The organism is Micromonospora sp. NPDC004540 (assembly GCF_040610095.1).
In the GTDB taxonomy this organism is placed as follows: domain Bacteria; phylum Actinomycetota; class Actinomycetes; order Mycobacteriales; family Micromonosporaceae; genus Micromonospora.
Genome location: NZ_JBEXLR010000066.1, coordinates 1 through 15,896, shown reverse-complemented (window position 1 = coordinate 15,896; position 15,896 = coordinate 1). Strand labels below are relative to the sequence as shown.

Here is a 15,896-nt window from a genome sequence, read left to right as displayed (position 1 = left end):
GAAAGCACGGCGGCGGATCACCACTGGCCGTCGGCCTCGACTCAGTTGGCCCCGGTGAGCTGGAACGAGCGGGCCATCGCCTCGAAGATCGGCTTGCTCGCGGCGAAGTCGGGCTCGTTGGCGGTCAGGTAGAACGAGTAGACCTTGCCGTCCTGCACGACGCCGCGCCACATGCCGTGTCGCTTCGCATCGCCGTCGCCGCAGGTGTATTCGAACTCCGCGGCCGCCTTGCCGGCCACCGTCGGCTCGGTCATCGCCAGCTGCTCGTAGGGCTTGGCGCACGACTTGCTCTTGTCCCGCAGGTTGCGGGAGGCGAACTCGGCCCAGCTGACCGAGGTCCCGTTCCACTCCTCGGCGAGGACGCGCACCTTGCGGCCCTCGGTCTCGGGGTCGACGAAGTCGACGAAGACGCCACCGGTCTTGCGGTCCCAGCCCTTCGGCACCTGGATGTTGACGCCCTTGACGGACTGCGCCTGCATCTCCACCGGCGGGGCCTCGGCGGACGTCGAGGGCAGCGTGCCCACGATCGGCGGGGGCGCGTCGTCGCCGCCGCTGGTCAGCGCGATCACGCCGACCAGGAGCAGCACGGCCACCCCACCGGCGGCGGCGAGCTGGACCTTGCGCGGCCAGCCCTTCACCCGGCCGACGACGCCCTTGGCCCCGCCTAGCGTGCCGCCGCCGGCCGGCGCGGGGCTGGTCGCCCAGGGCTGGCCGGTGCCGGGCACGGACCACTGGTTGCCGCCGTACACCGGCTGGGTGGCGTCGGCGCCGCGGCCGTAGACCGGCTGGGTGGCGTCCGGGTGGCCGGCAGGCACCCGCTGGGTGGCGTCCGGCGTCGCGGTGTGGCCGAGCCGCTGGGTGGCGTCCGGCGAGATGCGCTGGGTGGCCTCCGGGCCCGCGCCCGGCCCGGACATCGCCCCGGTGGGGGTGTGCAGCGGGCCGGCCAGCGCGTCGGCGCTGGTCTCGTCGAGCGCGGCGCCGCCCGCCGCGGCTGCGGGCCGCTCGCCGCGGCGCAGGGCGGCGAGCCGGTCGGTCAGCGACTCACCGGGCCCGATCATCGCCCGGCCACCGATCTGGCCGCTCGGCTTCGGCTCGGGCGTGATGATCGCCGGCGGCGTCGACGGCCGCTGCACCGGCACCACGGCATAGGGGTCGGTGACCGAGTTGACCGCGGTGGCGGTGCTGGTCAGCGGGCCGGCGAGCAACTCGCGCAGCATGGCCCGGGCGGTGTGCACGTCCAGCCGGCGGGCCGGGTCCTTCTCCAGCAGGCCCATGAGCACCCGGGTCAGCGGGCCGCTGCGCTGCGGGGTGGCGGGCGGGTCCTCGACCACCGCGTGCATGGTCTCGATCGGGTCGCCCTTGTCGAACGGGGGACGCCCCTCCACGGCGGTGTAGAGCGTCACGCCGAGCGAGAAGAGGTCGCTGGGCGGGCCGAAATCCTGGCCCATGGCCCGCTCGGGGGAGATGAAGTGCGGCGAGCCGAGCACCATGCCGGGCGTGGTGAGCTGCACGTCGGTGGGCATCCGGGCCACGCCGAAGTCGGTCAGCACGCACCGGCCGTCGGAGCAGATGAGCACGTTGGCCGGCTTCACGTCGCGGTGCAGCACGCTGATCGCGTGCGCCACCTCCAGCGCGCCGAGCAGGGCGATGCCGATCTTGGCAACCGCGCGGGGCGCGACCGGCCCGTCCTCGATCACCATGTCGGCCAGGCTGCGGGCGTCCAGCAGCTCCATCACGATCCACGGCCGGCCACCCTCGGTGACCACGTCGTACACCTGGACCACGGCGGGGTGCTGGATCGCGGCGGCGGCGCGGGCCTCGCGGAGGGTCCGCTCGTACAGCGCGTCGCGGTCGCTGGGGGCGAGCCCCGGCGGGAGGACGACCTCCTTCACCGCCACGTCGCGGCGCAGCAGCGTGTCTGTCGCACGCCAGACCGTGCCCATGCCGCCGTTGCCCACCGGCGAGCGCAGCGAGTAGCGGCCACCGATGGTGGTGCCGGGTGCTGCGCGTCCAGTGGGGGGACTGATCGGTCCGCCGCTCCACGTCGGGATCTGAGTCACAGAAAAGCCACCGGGGGGATATCGAGGGGGCTGGGACACAACCCCTCTATCTTGCTGGTTCCGACGCCCGATGCGAAACCCGACGCGGCGGACGTTTACCTACTCGACGGTATGTGGCCAGGTACTCACCTCCGGTCGATGCGCGCCGTCACGTGTGCGGTATCCCTCACCCAACGATCGGCGGCCGCGTCCTACCATCCGGTAATGAGCGAAGCGCGGTCAAGCGAGTCGGGTTTCCCGATCAAGGGCGTCTACACGGCGGCCGACCTTCCGGAGGACCTGGACTCCCGGCTGGGCGGCCCGGGCGAGTACCCGTACACCCGCGGGGTCTACCCGACGATGTACACCTCCCGGCCGTGGACCATGCGGCAGTACGCCGGCTTCGGCACCGCCACGGAGAGCAACGCGCGCTACCACCAGTTGCTGCGGGCCGGCACCATGGGCCTCTCCGTCGCCTTCGACCTGCCCACCCAGATGGGCTACGACTCCGACGACCCGATCGCGCACGGCGAGGTGGGCAAGGTCGGGGTCGCCATCGACTCCATCGAGGACATGCGGACGCTCTTCGACGGCATCCCGCTGGACAAGGTCTCCACCTCGATGACCATCAATGCCCCCGGCTCGGTGCTGCTCCTGCTCTACCAGCTCGTGGCCGAGGAGTCCGGGGTGCCGGGGTCGGCGCTCAACGGCACCATCCAGAACGACATCCTCAAGGAGTACATCGCCCGGGGGACGTACATCTTCCCGCCGAAGCCCTCGCTGCGGCTGGTCGCCGACACCTTCGCGTACTGCCGTGCCGAGGTGCCGAAGTGGAACACCATCTCCATCTCCGGCTACCACATGGCCGAGGCCGGCGCGTCGCCCGCACAGGAGATCGCGTTCACCCTGGCCAACGGCGTGGAGTACGTCCGGGCGGCGCTCGCCGCCGGGCTGGCCGTGGACGACTTCGCGCCCCGGTTGTCGTTCTTCTTCGTGGCCCGCACCACGCTGCTGGAGGAGGTCGCCAAGTTCCGGGCGGCCCGGCGCATCTGGGCCCGGCTGATGCGCGACGAGTTCGGGGCGAAGAACCCGAAGTCGATGATGCTGCGGTTCCACACCCAGACCGCGGGCGTGCAGCTCACCGCCCAGCAGCCGGAGGTGAACCTGGTCCGGGTGGCCGTCCAGGGCCTCGGCGCGGTGCTCGGCGGCACCCAGTCGCTGCACACCAACAGCTTCGACGAGGCGATCGCGCTGCCCACCGAGAAGGCGGCCCGGCTGGCCCTGCGCACCCAGCAGGTGCTGGCGTACGAGACGGACCTGACCGCCACCGTCGACCCGTTCGCCGGGTCGTACGTGGTGGAGGCGATGACCGCCGAGCTGGAGACGGCCGCCGACGAGCTGATGCAGCGGGTCTTCGACCACGGTTCGGCGGTGGACGCCATCGAGGCGGGCTTCCAGAAGCGGGAGATCGAGCAGTCCGCGTACCGGATCGCCCAGGAGATCGATTCGGGCGAGCGGGTGGTGGTCGGCCTCAACCGGTTCCAGATCGACGAGGAGGAGCCGTACGAGCCGCTGCGGGTGGACCCGACGATCGAGGTCGGCCAGGCGGAGCGGCTGGCCAAGCTGCGCGCCCAGCGGGACTCCGGTGCGGTCGAGCGCGCCCTGGCCGAGCTGCGGGCCGCGGCCGAGGGAGACGCCAACGTGCTCTACCCGATGAAGGACGCGCTGCGCGCCCGGGCCACCGTCGGCGAGGTGTGCGGGACGCTGCGTGACGTGTGGGGGATCCACCGGCCGAGCGACCGGTTCTGAGTCGATCCGACGGCGGCCCCGCCGGCACCTCCGCGGTGTCCGGCCCGGGCCGCCGTCGCTTTCCCGACCGTGGTGCTGACCTGGGCGAACGCCCCGCGGCGGCGTACAGTCGATGGTCTCCCCGCACGCGGCGGGGGCGGTGACGGCTCGGTGCGGATCCTCCCCGGGCGACGCCGCCCGGACGCCGCTCCCGGTCGATCGGGCAGCGTGGCCGTGACCGGCCCGCGTGTGCGGATCCGGAATACGGGTAACCCGGTCGGGTGATCCGGACGGACAGCCTGTGCGGTCGCACTCAGGACCCGCATGTCACCGTCGGGAGTCGTTCGACAGCCGACCGTTGTGGCGCAATTGTCCGAGCGGCAGTTAATTGCCGCGACTAATGCGACAATTCGGAACGACGGCCCGGATTTGGTGACCGTTGAATCGGTTACGCGTTGTAGGAGGTGTGGGGCAGATGACGGGGTTCGACCGCGATCTACCTGCTGTCCCGCTGATATTCGGGCCCTCTCACCAGGGCATTCGTGACGCTGCGCGGTCCGACCGCTACGCGAAAGATGTTGCGCAGCGTCACCGCCGGAGGTCTAGGCTGTCTGCTGTTCTCCCCGATGATCCATCCATCTCTAGTGATCGAGAATTCGACGTGACGAGTGCGTTGACGCTGCCGTCAGGCAGCCAGCTGGCGTCGTCCTGGCCGGAGGCGCCGACCGGGTCCCAGCCCCTGCCTTTCGAGCTCGACCATCTGCTCGCGCTGCGGGTACCCGGCCTCATCGCCACCCGCCGTCACATCCACTCCCACCCGGAGCTGTCGGGCGAGGAGTTCGAGACGGCCGCCCTGGTCCACCGCGAGCTCTCCCTCGCCGGGCTGAAGCCGCGCCTGCTGCCGAAGGGCAACGGGGTCATCTGCGACATCGACGGGCGCCCGGACGGCCCGGTGATCGCGCTCCGCGCCGACATCGACGCGCTGCCGCTGACCGACCCGAAGGACGTGCCGTACCGGTCCACCGTGGACGGCGTCTGCCACGCCTGCGGGCACGACGTGCACACCAGCGTGATGCTCGGCGTGGGCATGCTGCTCGCCCAGCTCGCCGACCTCGGCCAGCTCGACGGCCGGGTGCGGCTCATCTTCCAGCCCGCCGAGGAGATCCTGCCCTGCGGGTCGCTGGAGGTCATCGAGGCCGGCGGCCTGGACGACGTGGTGCAGATCTTCGCGGTGCACTGCGACCCGAACCTGCCGGTCGGCAAGGTCGGCCTGCGGGTCGGCCCGATCACCGCCGCCGCCGACAACGTCACCGTCCGGCTCACCGGCCCCGGCGGGCACACCGCCCGCCCGCACCTGACCGTCGACCTGGTCGACGCGCTCGGCCGGCTGGTCACCGAGGTGCCGACCCTGGTGAGCCGCCGGGTACCGGCCAACAGCGGGCTGCTGCTGGTGTTCGGCCACGCCTCGGCCGGCACCCGCTACAACGTCATCCCCTCCGAGGCCTGCGCGGCCGGCACCCTGCGGGTGATGGACCGGGACACCTGGGACCAGGCCCCGAAGATCGTGGCTCAGGTGGTGCGGGACGTGCTCGCCCCCACCGGCGCCACCGTCGACCTGGAATACCTGCGCGGCCGGCCGCCGGTCACCAACGACGCCCGGGCCATCGGCGTGCTGACCGCCGCCACCGCGGCCGCGCTCGGGCCGGAGGGCATCGCGGAGACCCCGCAGAGCATGGGCGGCGAGGACTTCTCCTGGTACCTGGAGCACGTGCCCGGCGCACTCGCCCGCCTCGGCGTCGGCCGGAACGGGCCCAACGTGGACCTGCACCGGGCCTCGTTCGACGTGGACGAGCGCGCCATCCCGGTCGGCGTACGCCTCATGGTCCAGACCGCGCTGCGGGCACTGGCGGCGGCCCGCTAGGGACCGGACCGGCCGGTTCCGGCAGCGCCGGGCCGGCCGGCGGGGTACGGCGCCCGCGGCGGCGGGCCAGGGCCACCACCAGCGCCACCGGCACGCCGATCGCCACCGCGAACGGCAGCACCGCGCCCAGCACGGTGAGCGCCACCCGCAACGAGCCCAGGAACGCCGACCAGCCGCCCCGCAGCCCGGTCAGGAAGCCGAGGTCCTCCTCGTCCCCGGCGGCCACGGCCTCCGGGCCGACGAAGGTCACCGTGACGGTGGAGAGCGCGGTCAGGTCGGCGAGCCGGCGCTTCTTCGCCTCCAACGAGGCCAGGTCCGCCTCCCGGCGGCCCACCTCGTTCTCCAGGGTCACCAGGTCGCCGATCGAGGTGGCCCGGGCCAGCAGCCGGCGGGCGCTGTCCACCCGGGCGCGCTGGGTGGCGATCCGGGCGTCCAGGTCCACGGTCTCCTCGGTGACGTCCTCGGTCCGCACCTCGCGCCGCTCCTGCTTGCCGAGCTTGGCCAGCGCCTCCAGGACACTCGTGAACCGGTCCGCCGGCACCCGGAGGGTCAGCTCGGCCCGGGCGTCCGCCGAGTCGCTGTTGCGCTGGTCGCCGCCGACGAAGCCGCCCGCCGCCGTCGCCGCCGTGCTCGCCTCGCGGGCCGCCCGCTCCACGTCGTCCACCCGCACCTGGAGCGTTCCGGTGTAGATGATCGCCCGCTGGTCGACCCGCAGGTCCGCGCCGCCCGCACCCGACTGGGCCGGCGCCGCCCGGTCCTTGTCCGCCGCCCCGCCCGCCACCGACTGCGGCTGCGCGGCCGTGCCCGCGTTGTCGCCTCCCCCGTCGCCCGCGCTGCAGGCCCCGGCGCCCAGCACCACCAGCAGCCCGGCCGCCGCGAGCACCCGGCCCCGGCGGCGGCTGTCCCGTATCCTCATGTCCCCGCTCCGATCCTTGACGGCCCCGGTGCGGGACCGATACGTCGGACGCGGCGCGACACCGCGCCGGTTCCGGCAGACTGCGCTGAGGACGTCACGATTCGATAATCGAGGAGTCACGATGCAGGTCACCAAGTACGCCCACTCCTGCCTCCGGCTGGAGCACGACGGGGGAGTGCTGGTCGTGGACCCCGGTGTCTACAGCGAACCCGAGGCGCTGGACGGGGTGGACGCGGTGCTGATCACGCACGAGCACCCGGACCACGTGAACGTCGAGGCGCTGACCCGGGCGCTGGACAAGCGGCCCGTCCCGGTCCTCGGTCCCGCCTCGCTCGCCGGGGTGCTCGGTGACGCGGCCGAGGCGCTGACCGTGGTCACCCCGGGCGAGTCGTTCACCGCGGCCGGCGTGGCGGTCCGCGCGTACGGCGGCCAGCACGCCGTCATCCACCCCGACATCCCGGTCGTCCAGAACCTGGGCTACCTGTTCAACGACGTGGTCTACCACCCGGGGGACGCGCTCGTCGTCCCCGACGAGGTCCAGGTGGACACCCTCTTCGCCCCGATCCACGCGCCCTGGTCGAAGTTCTCCGAGGTGGTCGACTTCATCCGGGCGGTCGCGCCGCGGCGGGCCTACGCGCTGCACGACGCGCTGCTCAACGACAACGGCTTCGGCGTGCTCGACCGGCAGTACACGGCGCTGTCGAAGACCGACTACCGGCGGCTCGAACCGGGCACCCGAATCGACTCCTGAGCGGGCATGGCCGGTCCACCCCCCGACCTGGTCCAGCGGCTCTACGCGACGCCGCCGGACCGGTTCGTCGCGGCCCGGGACGCCGCCGTCAACGAGGCGCGCCGGGCCGGCGACCCGAAGGCCGCCCGGGAGATCGGCAAGCTGCGCCGGCCCACCGTCGCCGCCTGGCTGGTCAACCTGCTGGCCATCCGCCGCCCCGAACTGGTCGCCGACCTGGCGCAGCTCGCCGAGTCGCTCCGCTCCGCCCAGCGTGAGCTGCGCGGCGGCCGGCTCCGCGAGCTGTCCGCGCAGCGCCGGGCCGTGGTGGGCGCGCTGGTCGCCGAGGTGCGCAAGCTGGCCGCCACCGAACCGGGCGCCCCGCCGGTCGCGAAGCTGCCGCTCGGTGAGGTGGAGGCGACGCTGAACGCCGCGCTCTCCGACACCGAGGTGGCCGAGCAGGTTCGCGCCGGCCGGCTGCTGCGGGCCACCCACTACGCCGGCTTCGGCGAGGTGCCCCGGCCGCAGCTGCGGCTGGTCACCGGCGGCGGCGAGGAGGAACCCGCCGTACCGGACCGGGCGGCCGAGCGGGCCGAGGCCCGGCGGACGCGCGACGAGCGGGCCGCCGAGCGGGCGGCCCGGGCCGAGCGGGCGAAGCGCCGCCGGGCCGTGGAACGGGAGCTGGCGAAGGCCCGCGGCGACCAGGAGCGGGCCGAGGCGGAGCTGACCGGGGCCGCCGACGCGGAACGGGACGGCGTGGCGACGCTGGACCGGATCGAGACCGAGCTGGCCGAGCTGGAACGCCGCCGGGCCGTCGCCGAGCAGGAGCTGAGCCGGGCCAAGCTGGCTCGTCGCGGCGCGGAGCGGTCGCTCACCGCCGCCCGCCGACGCACCGGCGAGGTGGAGGCCGCGTTGGAGGCGCTGGACGCCGAAGAGGGGGATGCCGCGGAAGGTGGCCCGGAGGCAGACTGACCGTGATGGATGACCACGGTGGACGGCCGGTGGGGTGCCGCCGATGACCCCGGAGCAGGTCGCCGCCGCCAGCAAGCCGCTGGTGCTGGAGCTCGGGGAGGCGTTCTCCCGCTGCCCGTCGACGCTGCGCCGGGCCCGGCTGCTCGGCATCTCCGGCTGGGCCTTCTACATCACCGGCCGGGCCGGCGCGCTCGGTGACGTACGCGCCGAGACGGTGGCCGCCGCGCTCGGCTTCATCGCCCCGGAGGCGGTCGCCGACGGCTGGGACGCCGCCGTGCGGGCCGTCCCGCCGCTGGAGGTGGCGGGCGCGAACCTGGCCGAGTGCTGCCGGTGGGGCGCGACCAACCTGGGCGACGCCCCGGAGGCGTCCCGCCTCGCCGCGCTGCTGCGCCGGGCGGTCGACGCGGCGGACGGCAGCGGGATGCCGCTCTTCGCCGCCTGGCGGGCCATGCCGGTCGACGACCCCGCGCCGGGCGCCCGGGCGGCGGTCGCGCTGCTGCTGCTCCGCGAGCACTTCGTCGGGGCCTACCTGCTGGCGGTGCGGGCCGCCGGGATGACCCCGCTGGAGGCGGTGCTGGCCGGGCCGGAGGGGGACGCCGGGGCCGCCGCGTGCGGCTGGTCCCCGCCGTACCCGCCGGTGGGGCCGCTCGTGCGCCGGCGGCTCTGGGCCGAGGCGGTGACCGACCGGCTGGTCTCCCCGGCGTTCCGGGCGCTCGGCCCCGGCGAGGGCGCGGAACTGCTCACCCTGCTCACCGCCGCGCGGCTGCACGTCCGCGGCGGATAAATGGGGAGCGCGGTCGCCGGGGCGGCTGTCAGGATCTGCCGCGTGACGATTCCCGCCGGCTGGACGGCCCGCCGCCCCACCCTCGACGACGTGCCCGCGATCCTGGCGGTGGTGCACGCCGCCGACACCTTCGCGGTCGGCTACCCCGACTTCGACGCGGAGGACGTCCGCGACGCCCTGACCGCGCCCTTCGTCGATCCGGCCCGGGACTCCTGGCTGGTCACCGACCCGGACGGGACCGCGGTCGCCTGGACGATCCTGAGCAACCCGACCGGGGTGGGCCGGGAGTGGGTGGACGTCCTGGTGGACCCCGAGCGCGGCGCCGACCTGCGCGCCCCGCTGCTGGCCCGGCTGCTCGACCGGGTCGCCGAGCGGGCCGCCGAGCGCGGCCTGCCCGCCCTCACCGCCCGTACCGGCGTCTTCGCCCCGGAGACCCGATGGGCGGAGGAGCTGGTCGAGGCCGGTTTCACCCGCCTCAAGCGCTACATCCGGATGACCCGCTCGCTGGCCGACCTGCCCGCCGAGCCGGCGCCCCCGGCCGGGGTGACCGTGCGGCCGTTGCGCACCGACGACGAGGACGACCTGCGGCTGTTCCACCGGATCTTCGACACCGCGTTCCGGGACACCCCGGACTACGAGCCCGTCGACTTCGACGCGTGGCGCGAGCAGCTTCCCTCGTACGGCAAGGTGTGGGACGAGTGGTTCGTGGCCGAGGTCGACGGCGAGCCGGCCGGTGCCCTCCAGTCCTCCGACCAGGCGCTCGACCAGGACATGGGCTGGGTCCGGACGCTGTCCGTGCTGCCCGCGTACCGGCGGCGCGGGGTGGGGGCGGCGCTGCTGCGCCGGGCCTTCGCCGTCTACGCGGCCAAGGGCCGGGCCGAGGCCGGTCTCGGCGTCGACCTGGCCAACCCGACCACCCCGGTCACCCTCTACCGCTCGGTCGGTCTGGTCGAGGCGCGCTGGACCGACATGTACGAGCGGAGCGTGCCCGCCGCGGGTGTGTGATACGCGACCCGGCGCGGGGTCGCCGCCCGGCCGGGGAACCGGCCGGAGCAGACTGGAGGCGTGGGAGACGCGCTACGCGGACGCGGTGCCGGTGGGGCGGGACCGCAGCTCGGTGACGTAGTCGTCCGGCGCGCCCGCCTTCTCCGCCGCGTTCGCGATCTCCGACAGGTACCACGACGTCGGCAGGCCGCCCTCGTACCCGTCGAAGACGTAGACCCAGGCGGTCACGTCCCCGTCCAGCGTCGAGACGCGGACGGTCAGCTTCCGGTACGTCGCCGAGGTCACGCCCTCGATCTCGTCGAGCTGCGCCGCGTCGTACGGGTGGATGTCGTAGAGCGCCACGAAGACCCGGTCGCCCGGCGACTCGACCACTGTGCTGACCGAGCCCTCCCAGCCGATGACGTCCTCGCCCGCGAAGGTGAGCCGCCACCCCTCCAGCCAGCCGGTACCCACCATCGGCGAATGCGGGCAGTAGGCACGCATGCGAGCGGGGTCCAGGTTTGAGCCGTAAGCGGCGTAAAGACGCACGGCGATGACGATAGCCCGGCCGGACGGTGGGGGAGAATACGACGGTGCGTGTCGAACGCGACGGGGAGAAGAAAGTCACTGTGAGCATTGATCGGGGGCGAGCGCGGTGAGCGCGAGGAGCGCAGCGGAGCGGAGCCCCGCAGTCGCGAACGAAAGGATGGCTCCGTGAGCCAGATCGTGATCATCGGCGGGGGTCCGGCCGGGTACGAGGCGGCGCTGGTCGCCGCCCAGCTGGACGCTGATGTCACCGTGGTCGAGGCGGAGGGTGCCGGCGGCGCCTGCGTGCTCTCCGACTGCGTGCCGTCCAAGACCTTCATCGCCAGCTCCGAGGTGGTCACCGGCTACCGGGACACCGAGGAGTTCGGCGTGCACTCCGACGGGCTGGAGGCGGTCACCGTCGACGCCCCGGCGGTGCACGAGCGGGTCAAGCGGCTCGCCCTGGCCCAGTCCGCCGACATCCACGCGAAGCTGGTCAAGGCCGGGGTCGAGTTCGTCGCCGGCACCGCCCGGCTCGGCGAGGACACCCTCGGGCACACCCACCGGGTGATCGTCACCCCGGCCGACGGCGGCGCGGAATACTCGATCGCCGCCACCACCGTGCTGATCGCCACCGGCGCCACCCCGCGCCAGCTCCCCACCGCGGTGCCCGACGGCGAGCGCATCCTGACCTGGCGCCAGGTGTACGACCTGCCGGAGCTGCCCGAGCACCTGATCGTGGTCGGCTCCGGCGTGACCGGCGCCGAGTTCGCCAGCGCCTACCTGGCCATGGGGGTCGACGTCACCCTGGTCTCCAGCCGGGACCGGGTCATGCCGCACGAGGACGCCGACGCCGCCTCGGCGATCGAGCGGGTCTTCCGCAACCGGGGCATGACCATCCTCAACAACTCCCGGGCCGAGGCGGTCCGCCGGATCGGCGACGGCGTCGAGGTGGTGCTCGCCGACGGCCGGGTGGTGGCCGGCTCGCACGCGCTGATCGCGGTCGGCTCGATCCCCAACACCGCCGACCTGGGCCTCGCCGAGTACGGCGTCGAGCTGGCCCGGGGCGGCTACGTCACGGTCGACCGGGTCTCCCGGACCAACGTCCCCGGCATCTACGCGGCGGGCGACTGCACCGGGGTGCTGCCGCTGGCCAGCGTCGCCGCCATGCAGGGCCGGATCGCGATGTGGCATGCGCTCGGCGAGGCCGTCCGGCCGCTGCGGCTGCGTACCGTCGCGGCGAACGTCTTCACCGACCCGGAGCTGGCCACCGTCGGCGTCTCGCAGGACGAGGTGGACGCCGGCAAGGTCCCGGCCCGCCAGGTGATGCTGCCGCTCTCCGGCAACGCCCGGGCGAAGATGGACGACCTGGCCGACGGGTTCGTCAAGCTCTTCTGCCGGCCGGCCAGCGGCCAGGTCATCGGCGGCGTGGTGGTGGCGCCGAAGGCCAGCGAGCTGATCCTGCCGATCACCATGGCGGTGGAGAACAACCTCACCGTCAACGAGCTGGCCCAGACCATCACGATCTACCCGAGCCTGTCGGGCTCGATCACCGAGGCCGCCCGCCAGCTCATGCTCCACGAGCTGGAGTGACCACGCGCTCCCGGGCGGGCACCGCCACCTCGGCGAGGTGGCGGTGTTCCCAGCCTCGGGGCACCGCCACCTCGCCGATCCGGCGCCGCACCAGCGTGGCCGCGACGACCGCGAGCAGGGCGGCCTCGGCGAGGATGAGCAGGCGTTCGGCGAGGCCGATCAGCAGCCGGTCGCCGGGGTAGGCGGACCAGATCATCGTCGTGGCCAGCAGCAGGCTGGTCAGGGCGAGCCCGCGCAGCCAACCCGCGGCCCGGCCGCCGAGCCGCCGGGCCAGCAGCCAGCCGGCGACCGGCAGGGCCAGGAAGGCCACCACCGAGGCGTACCGGTGCAGGTAGGCGGCGGTGTCCATGGGCAGCCCCGGCTCGTTGGTGGGCACCACCGCGGCGGCCAGCAGGCCGGCCGACCAGGCCACCAGCAGCGCATTCGCGGGCCGGCCGGCGCCGACCCGGCGCAACGCCGGCAGGAGTACGACGGTGGCCGCCGCCAGCACCCCCATGGCCGTGTCGATGACGCCGCCCCGGTCGGAGACGGCGAAGTCGCTGACGGTCAGCGACCAGGGGTTCAGGTCGTCGCTCACCTCGAGGTGACCGAGGATGGCGAGCACCGCCGCCAGGGCGATCCCGCCGAGGGCCAGCAGGCCGCTGTTCCGGGTTCCAGGCATGCCTCAGCCTGTCGCCGGAACCGCCCGAAACGGATCGGGGACCACCACCTACTTCGATACCGGGGTCGCCCCCTAGATGTACCCGACCGTGGAGTCAGGGCGCGGGCTGGAGCTCTTTCCGGTGCCGGGTCGTCTCGGCGTCACGGAGGGCTCGGGTGGTGACCCGGGAGGCGAGCGGGAGCGCGGCGAGCACGAGGCCGAGGGCCGCCGCGACGAAGGTGGCGCGGATCCCTACGCCGCGTCCGAGAAGGCCGCCGGCGAGCGCACCGAGGGGGACCACACCCAGGACGATCAGGCGGTAGGCGGCGGTGACGCGGCCGAGGAGTTCGTCGGGGACCGCTGCCTGGCGCAGGGTGCTCACGACGATCTGGTTCAGCGAGCTGGCCACGGCGGCGCAGAACATGCCGGCGAGGGCGAGGGGTGTGTGGTGGCCCAGGCCGAGGATGGCGTAGCTGGCGGCCGGGGTGAGTGCGGCGAGCCAGGTCGTGGGGCCGCCGCCGATGCGGGGCACGACGTGTTCGGCGAGCAGTGAGCCGACGATCGCACCGGCGGCGGGAACGGCGACGAACAGGCCGTAGCGCGACATGGGCAGCTGGTACAGGCCGGTGATCAGCAGGACGAGCAATCCGCCGGTGGCCGAGCCGAAGAAGTTGATCGCCGCCGAGATGAACGCGACCCGGCGCAGCAGGTCGTGGCGCCAGAAGTGGGCCCATCCGGTGCGGATGTCCTGGGTGATGCTGGTCGGGGTCGAGCGGCGGCGCTCCTGTTCCTCACCGGTGGGGCGCAGCGCGGGCAGCAGCAGAGCCGCCAGGCCGGCCAGAGCGAACGCGGCCGCGCCGGTGTAGAAGGCCGCTGCCGCCGCCAGCGCGAACAACGCCGCGCCGGCCGGCGGGCCGATGAAGGTGTTGATCACGGACTGTGTCGCGAACAACCGGCCGTTGGCGCGCTCGAGCTGCTCGCGGGGCAGGAGACGGGGCGGGATGGCCAGGGCGGCGTTGTCGACCATCGTCTCGGCGCAACCGGCCAGGAACACCGCGGCGTAGAGCAGCGCGACGTGGTGCCATCCGTTCGCCAGGGTCACGGCGAGCAGCGCGAAGCCGGCCGCGCGCAGCCAGTTGCCGGCGGTGAGGATCCGACGGCGGTCCACCCGGTCGGCCAGCGCGCCGGCGGGGAGGGTGGCGATCAGCCAGGGCAGGAACTGCACCACCGTCATGCCCGCCACCACGAGCGGGTCCCGGGTCAGCGTGGCGACGAGCAGCGGCGCCGCGGCCTGCAGCAGCCCGTCGGCGAGGTTCGAGAACGCTTGGGACGCCCACAGTGCGGCGAACGGTCCGCGTGGGGCGGCGGCAGGCACGATCGGTCTCCCGGTGGTTTCTCATGGGTGATTGGCTGATTTGGAATGAGCATGTCAGTGGAGCGGTCTCACATGCAATACTGGGTTCAGCCATGAGAGGAGCCGCCGGTGAGGTTCGGCCACATCGCGGGCGACCGCATGCTCGACCTGGTGAACACGGTCGGCTGGCGCCTCGGCGGGCGCGAACGCATCGAGCACCTGAGGACCTTCTCCGACGTCGTCGACTGGTGCGTCGAATCCGATCTGGTCAGCGAGGAGGAGGCCGTGGCCCTGCGCGATCTCGCCGGCCGGGACGACGCTCGGGCCGAGCGGGAGCGGCGACAGGTCGTCGAGGCCCGCGAGAGGGCCTACGCGGCTCTCTTCGAGGATGACCCCGCGGCCGCCGCGGGCCTCGCCGACATGTACCGGGCGGCGATAGGCGCGGCCGACCTGGTCCGAATGGGCGACCGCTGGCAGTGGCGAGACCGGGAAACCGACCTCCGCCTGCCCCGCGATCGCATCGTCCGCGGGCTCGTGGCGCTCACCCAGCGCGCCGACCTCGACCGTCTCCACCAGTGCGAAGACGTCAAGTGCGGCTGGGTCTATCTCGACACGTCACCGCGGCGGAACCGCCGCTGGTGCAACACGAAGGACTGCGGCGACCGCAACCGCGCCCGCGCCTACTACGCCCGGCAGAAGGCGAAGAGCCTGCGGCCCTGACTCATCCGATCAGGAAGCGGCCGTCGGTTCCTCGAGGGTCGCCTCGGCCTCGGTGCGGGAGTGGCGGGCGCCGATCACCGTCATGGCCCAGCCGGCCGCCGCGAACCCGGCGGCCGCCGCCCCGCCGATCAGCAGCAGCCGCCACACCGACTCGGTCAGCGCGGCGCCGCCGAGGTGGCCGACGAGTGTGCCGTACGCGGCCCAGCAGGTGGCCGCCGCGGCCTCGTAGAGGACGAAGAGGCGGTACGGGTAGCGGCTGCGTCCGGCCGAGAAGCAGGCCGCCATCCGGCCCCCGGGCACGAAGCGGCAGAGCAGGATCACCAGCGGCCCCGGCTCGCGTAACCCCCGGGTGACCCGGGCGGCGGCCCGGCGGGCCCGGCCCGGCGTCGCGTGTCGCGGCTCGCGGCGGGCCGGCGCGGTGCGGCCCAGCACGTAGCAGGCCAGGTCACCGGCGAAGACGCCGAGCGCCCCGACCGCGATGGTCAGCGGCAGGTTGAGCCCGCCGTAGACGGTCAACGCCCCACTGGTGATCATGACGACCTGGGTCGGCACCACCGGCACGAAGGCGTCGGCCACCAGCAGGGTGAGCAGCACCGCGTACGCCCAGGTGGGCGACGCGACGTCAGAGATGAGTTCGGCCACGACCGCCACCTCGCCGGAGTTCCCCGTTCGACCGCACCGAGCCTGACGCCGTGTCCCGCGTCACCGCGAGGAGCCCTGCCCGGCGGTGACCGGCGACACCGGCAGGCCACCGGTGTTCAACGATGCAGCGCCGCCGAATGTGACGAACTGCGATAGCGGCGCCGACCGCGGGGGCGGGCGGCGGATCGCCGGTCCGCGGCGTACCGTTGTCGGCGCGCGGCTCCGGAGACGTCGGGTCCCCCGTTCCCGACGGACGGGCCGCCGCGGGTCGCCGGCAGGTCCCGTGCCGGC

At 73.7% G+C, this 15,896-nt stretch carries 14 protein-coding genes; 8 read left to right on the top strand and 6 right to left on the bottom strand.

Annotation, left to right across the window (positions count from 1 at the left end; all coding sequences use genetic code 11):
• Nucleotides 1-41 precede the first annotated feature (41 nt).
• Nucleotides 42-2,060 carry a serine/threonine-protein kinase gene (locus ABZV78_RS21095; protein WP_355640945.1) on the bottom strand — a complete coding sequence of 673 codons (2,019 nt, stop codon included), beginning with the start codon at nucleotides 2,058-2,060 and terminating at the stop codon, nucleotides 42-44.
• Between the two features lie 204 nt (nucleotides 2,061-2,264).
• Between ABZV78_RS21095 and ABZV78_RS21090 the strand changes: the two genes are divergently transcribed.
• A complete protein-coding gene (locus ABZV78_RS21090; protein WP_355640943.1) occupies nucleotides 2,265-3,848 on the top strand; it encodes a methylmalonyl-CoA mutase family protein in 1,584 nt (527 codons plus the stop codon).
• Between the two features lie 640 nt (nucleotides 3,849-4,488).
• Nucleotides 4,489-5,748, top strand: a complete 1,260-nt coding sequence (locus ABZV78_RS21085; RefSeq protein ID WP_355640941.1) for an amidohydrolase — start codon at nucleotides 4,489-4,491, stop codon at nucleotides 5,746-5,748.
• On the opposite strand, the gene ABZV78_RS21080 is transcribed toward ABZV78_RS21085, so the two are convergent.
• Nucleotides 5,705-6,664 (bottom strand): DUF4349 domain-containing protein, encoded by a 960-nt coding sequence (locus tag ABZV78_RS21080; RefSeq protein ID WP_355640939.1) that lies wholly within the window; start codon nucleotides 6,662-6,664, stop codon nucleotides 5,705-5,707. The two genes, ABZV78_RS21085 and ABZV78_RS21080, sit on opposite strands and share 44 nt — an antisense overlap.
• Nucleotides 6,665-6,785: 121 nt before the next feature.
• On the opposite strand from ABZV78_RS21080, the gene ABZV78_RS21075 reads away from it, so the two are divergent.
• Genes ABZV78_RS21075 through ABZV78_RS21060 form a run of 4 tightly spaced genes read left to right on the top strand, consistent with a single transcriptional unit; the run spans nucleotide 6,786 to nucleotide 10,152 of the window.
• Nucleotides 6,786-7,415: an MBL fold metallo-hydrolase gene (locus tag ABZV78_RS21075; protein ID WP_355640937.1), complete on the top strand. Its 630-nt coding sequence runs from the start codon at nucleotides 6,786-6,788 to the stop codon at nucleotides 7,413-7,415.
• 6 nt (nucleotides 7,416-7,421) lie between these two features.
• On the top strand, nucleotides 7,422-8,363 hold the full coding sequence (locus ABZV78_RS21070) for a hypothetical protein (RefSeq protein WP_355640935.1): 942 nt from the start codon (nucleotides 7,422-7,424) through the stop codon (nucleotides 8,361-8,363).
• A 43-nt stretch (nucleotides 8,364-8,406) separates the two neighbouring features.
• Nucleotides 8,407-9,147 (top strand): hypothetical protein, encoded by a 741-nt coding sequence (locus ABZV78_RS21065; RefSeq protein ID WP_355640933.1) that lies wholly within the window; start codon nucleotides 8,407-8,409, stop codon nucleotides 9,145-9,147.
• Between the two features lie 42 nt (nucleotides 9,148-9,189).
• Nucleotides 9,190-10,152 (top strand): GNAT family N-acetyltransferase, encoded by a 963-nt coding sequence (locus ABZV78_RS21060; protein WP_355640932.1) that lies wholly within the window; start codon nucleotides 9,190-9,192, stop codon nucleotides 10,150-10,152.
• Nucleotides 10,153-10,224: 72 nt separating this feature from the next.
• Here ABZV78_RS21060 and ABZV78_RS21055 read toward each other — a convergent pair whose 3' ends face one another.
• Entirely contained in the window at nucleotides 10,225-10,680 is a 456-nt protein-coding gene (locus tag ABZV78_RS21055) for a gamma-glutamylcyclotransferase (protein ID WP_313723111.1), read from the bottom strand.
• A 165-nt stretch (nucleotides 10,681-10,845) separates the two neighbouring features.
• On the opposite strand from ABZV78_RS21055, the gene ABZV78_RS21050 reads away from it, so the two are divergent.
• On the top strand, nucleotides 10,846-12,249 hold the full coding sequence (locus ABZV78_RS21050; RefSeq protein ID WP_355640930.1) for an NAD(P)H-quinone dehydrogenase: 1,404 nt from the start codon (nucleotides 10,846-10,848) through the stop codon (nucleotides 12,247-12,249).
• Here the strand turns inward: ABZV78_RS21050 and ABZV78_RS21045 are convergent.
• Both ABZV78_RS21045 and ABZV78_RS21040 read right to left on the bottom strand, forming a co-directional pair.
• Nucleotides 12,227-12,910, bottom strand: coding sequence for a DUF998 domain-containing protein (locus tag ABZV78_RS21045; protein WP_355640928.1), 684 nt, complete (start codon nucleotides 12,908-12,910; stop codon nucleotides 12,227-12,229). The two genes, ABZV78_RS21050 and ABZV78_RS21045, sit on opposite strands and share 23 nt — an antisense overlap.
• 94 nt (nucleotides 12,911-13,004) lie before the next feature.
• Complete coding sequence (locus ABZV78_RS21040) at nucleotides 13,005-14,264, bottom strand: MFS transporter (protein WP_355640926.1); 1,260 nt, start codon at nucleotides 14,262-14,264, stop codon at nucleotides 13,005-13,007.
• A gap of 108 nt (nucleotides 14,265-14,372) precedes the next feature.
• On the opposite strand from ABZV78_RS21040, the gene ABZV78_RS21035 reads away from it, so the two are divergent.
• Nucleotides 14,373-14,963: a CGNR zinc finger domain-containing protein gene (locus ABZV78_RS21035; RefSeq protein WP_355640924.1), complete on the top strand. Its 591-nt coding sequence runs from the start codon at nucleotides 14,373-14,375 to the stop codon at nucleotides 14,961-14,963.
• A 9-nt stretch (nucleotides 14,964-14,972) separates the two neighbouring features.
• Here ABZV78_RS21035 and ABZV78_RS21030 read toward each other — a convergent pair whose 3' ends face one another.
• Nucleotides 14,973-15,605, bottom strand: coding sequence for a VTT domain-containing protein (locus tag ABZV78_RS21030; RefSeq protein ID WP_355640923.1), 633 nt, complete (start codon nucleotides 15,603-15,605; stop codon nucleotides 14,973-14,975).
• Nucleotides 15,606-15,896 lie beyond the last annotated feature (291 nt).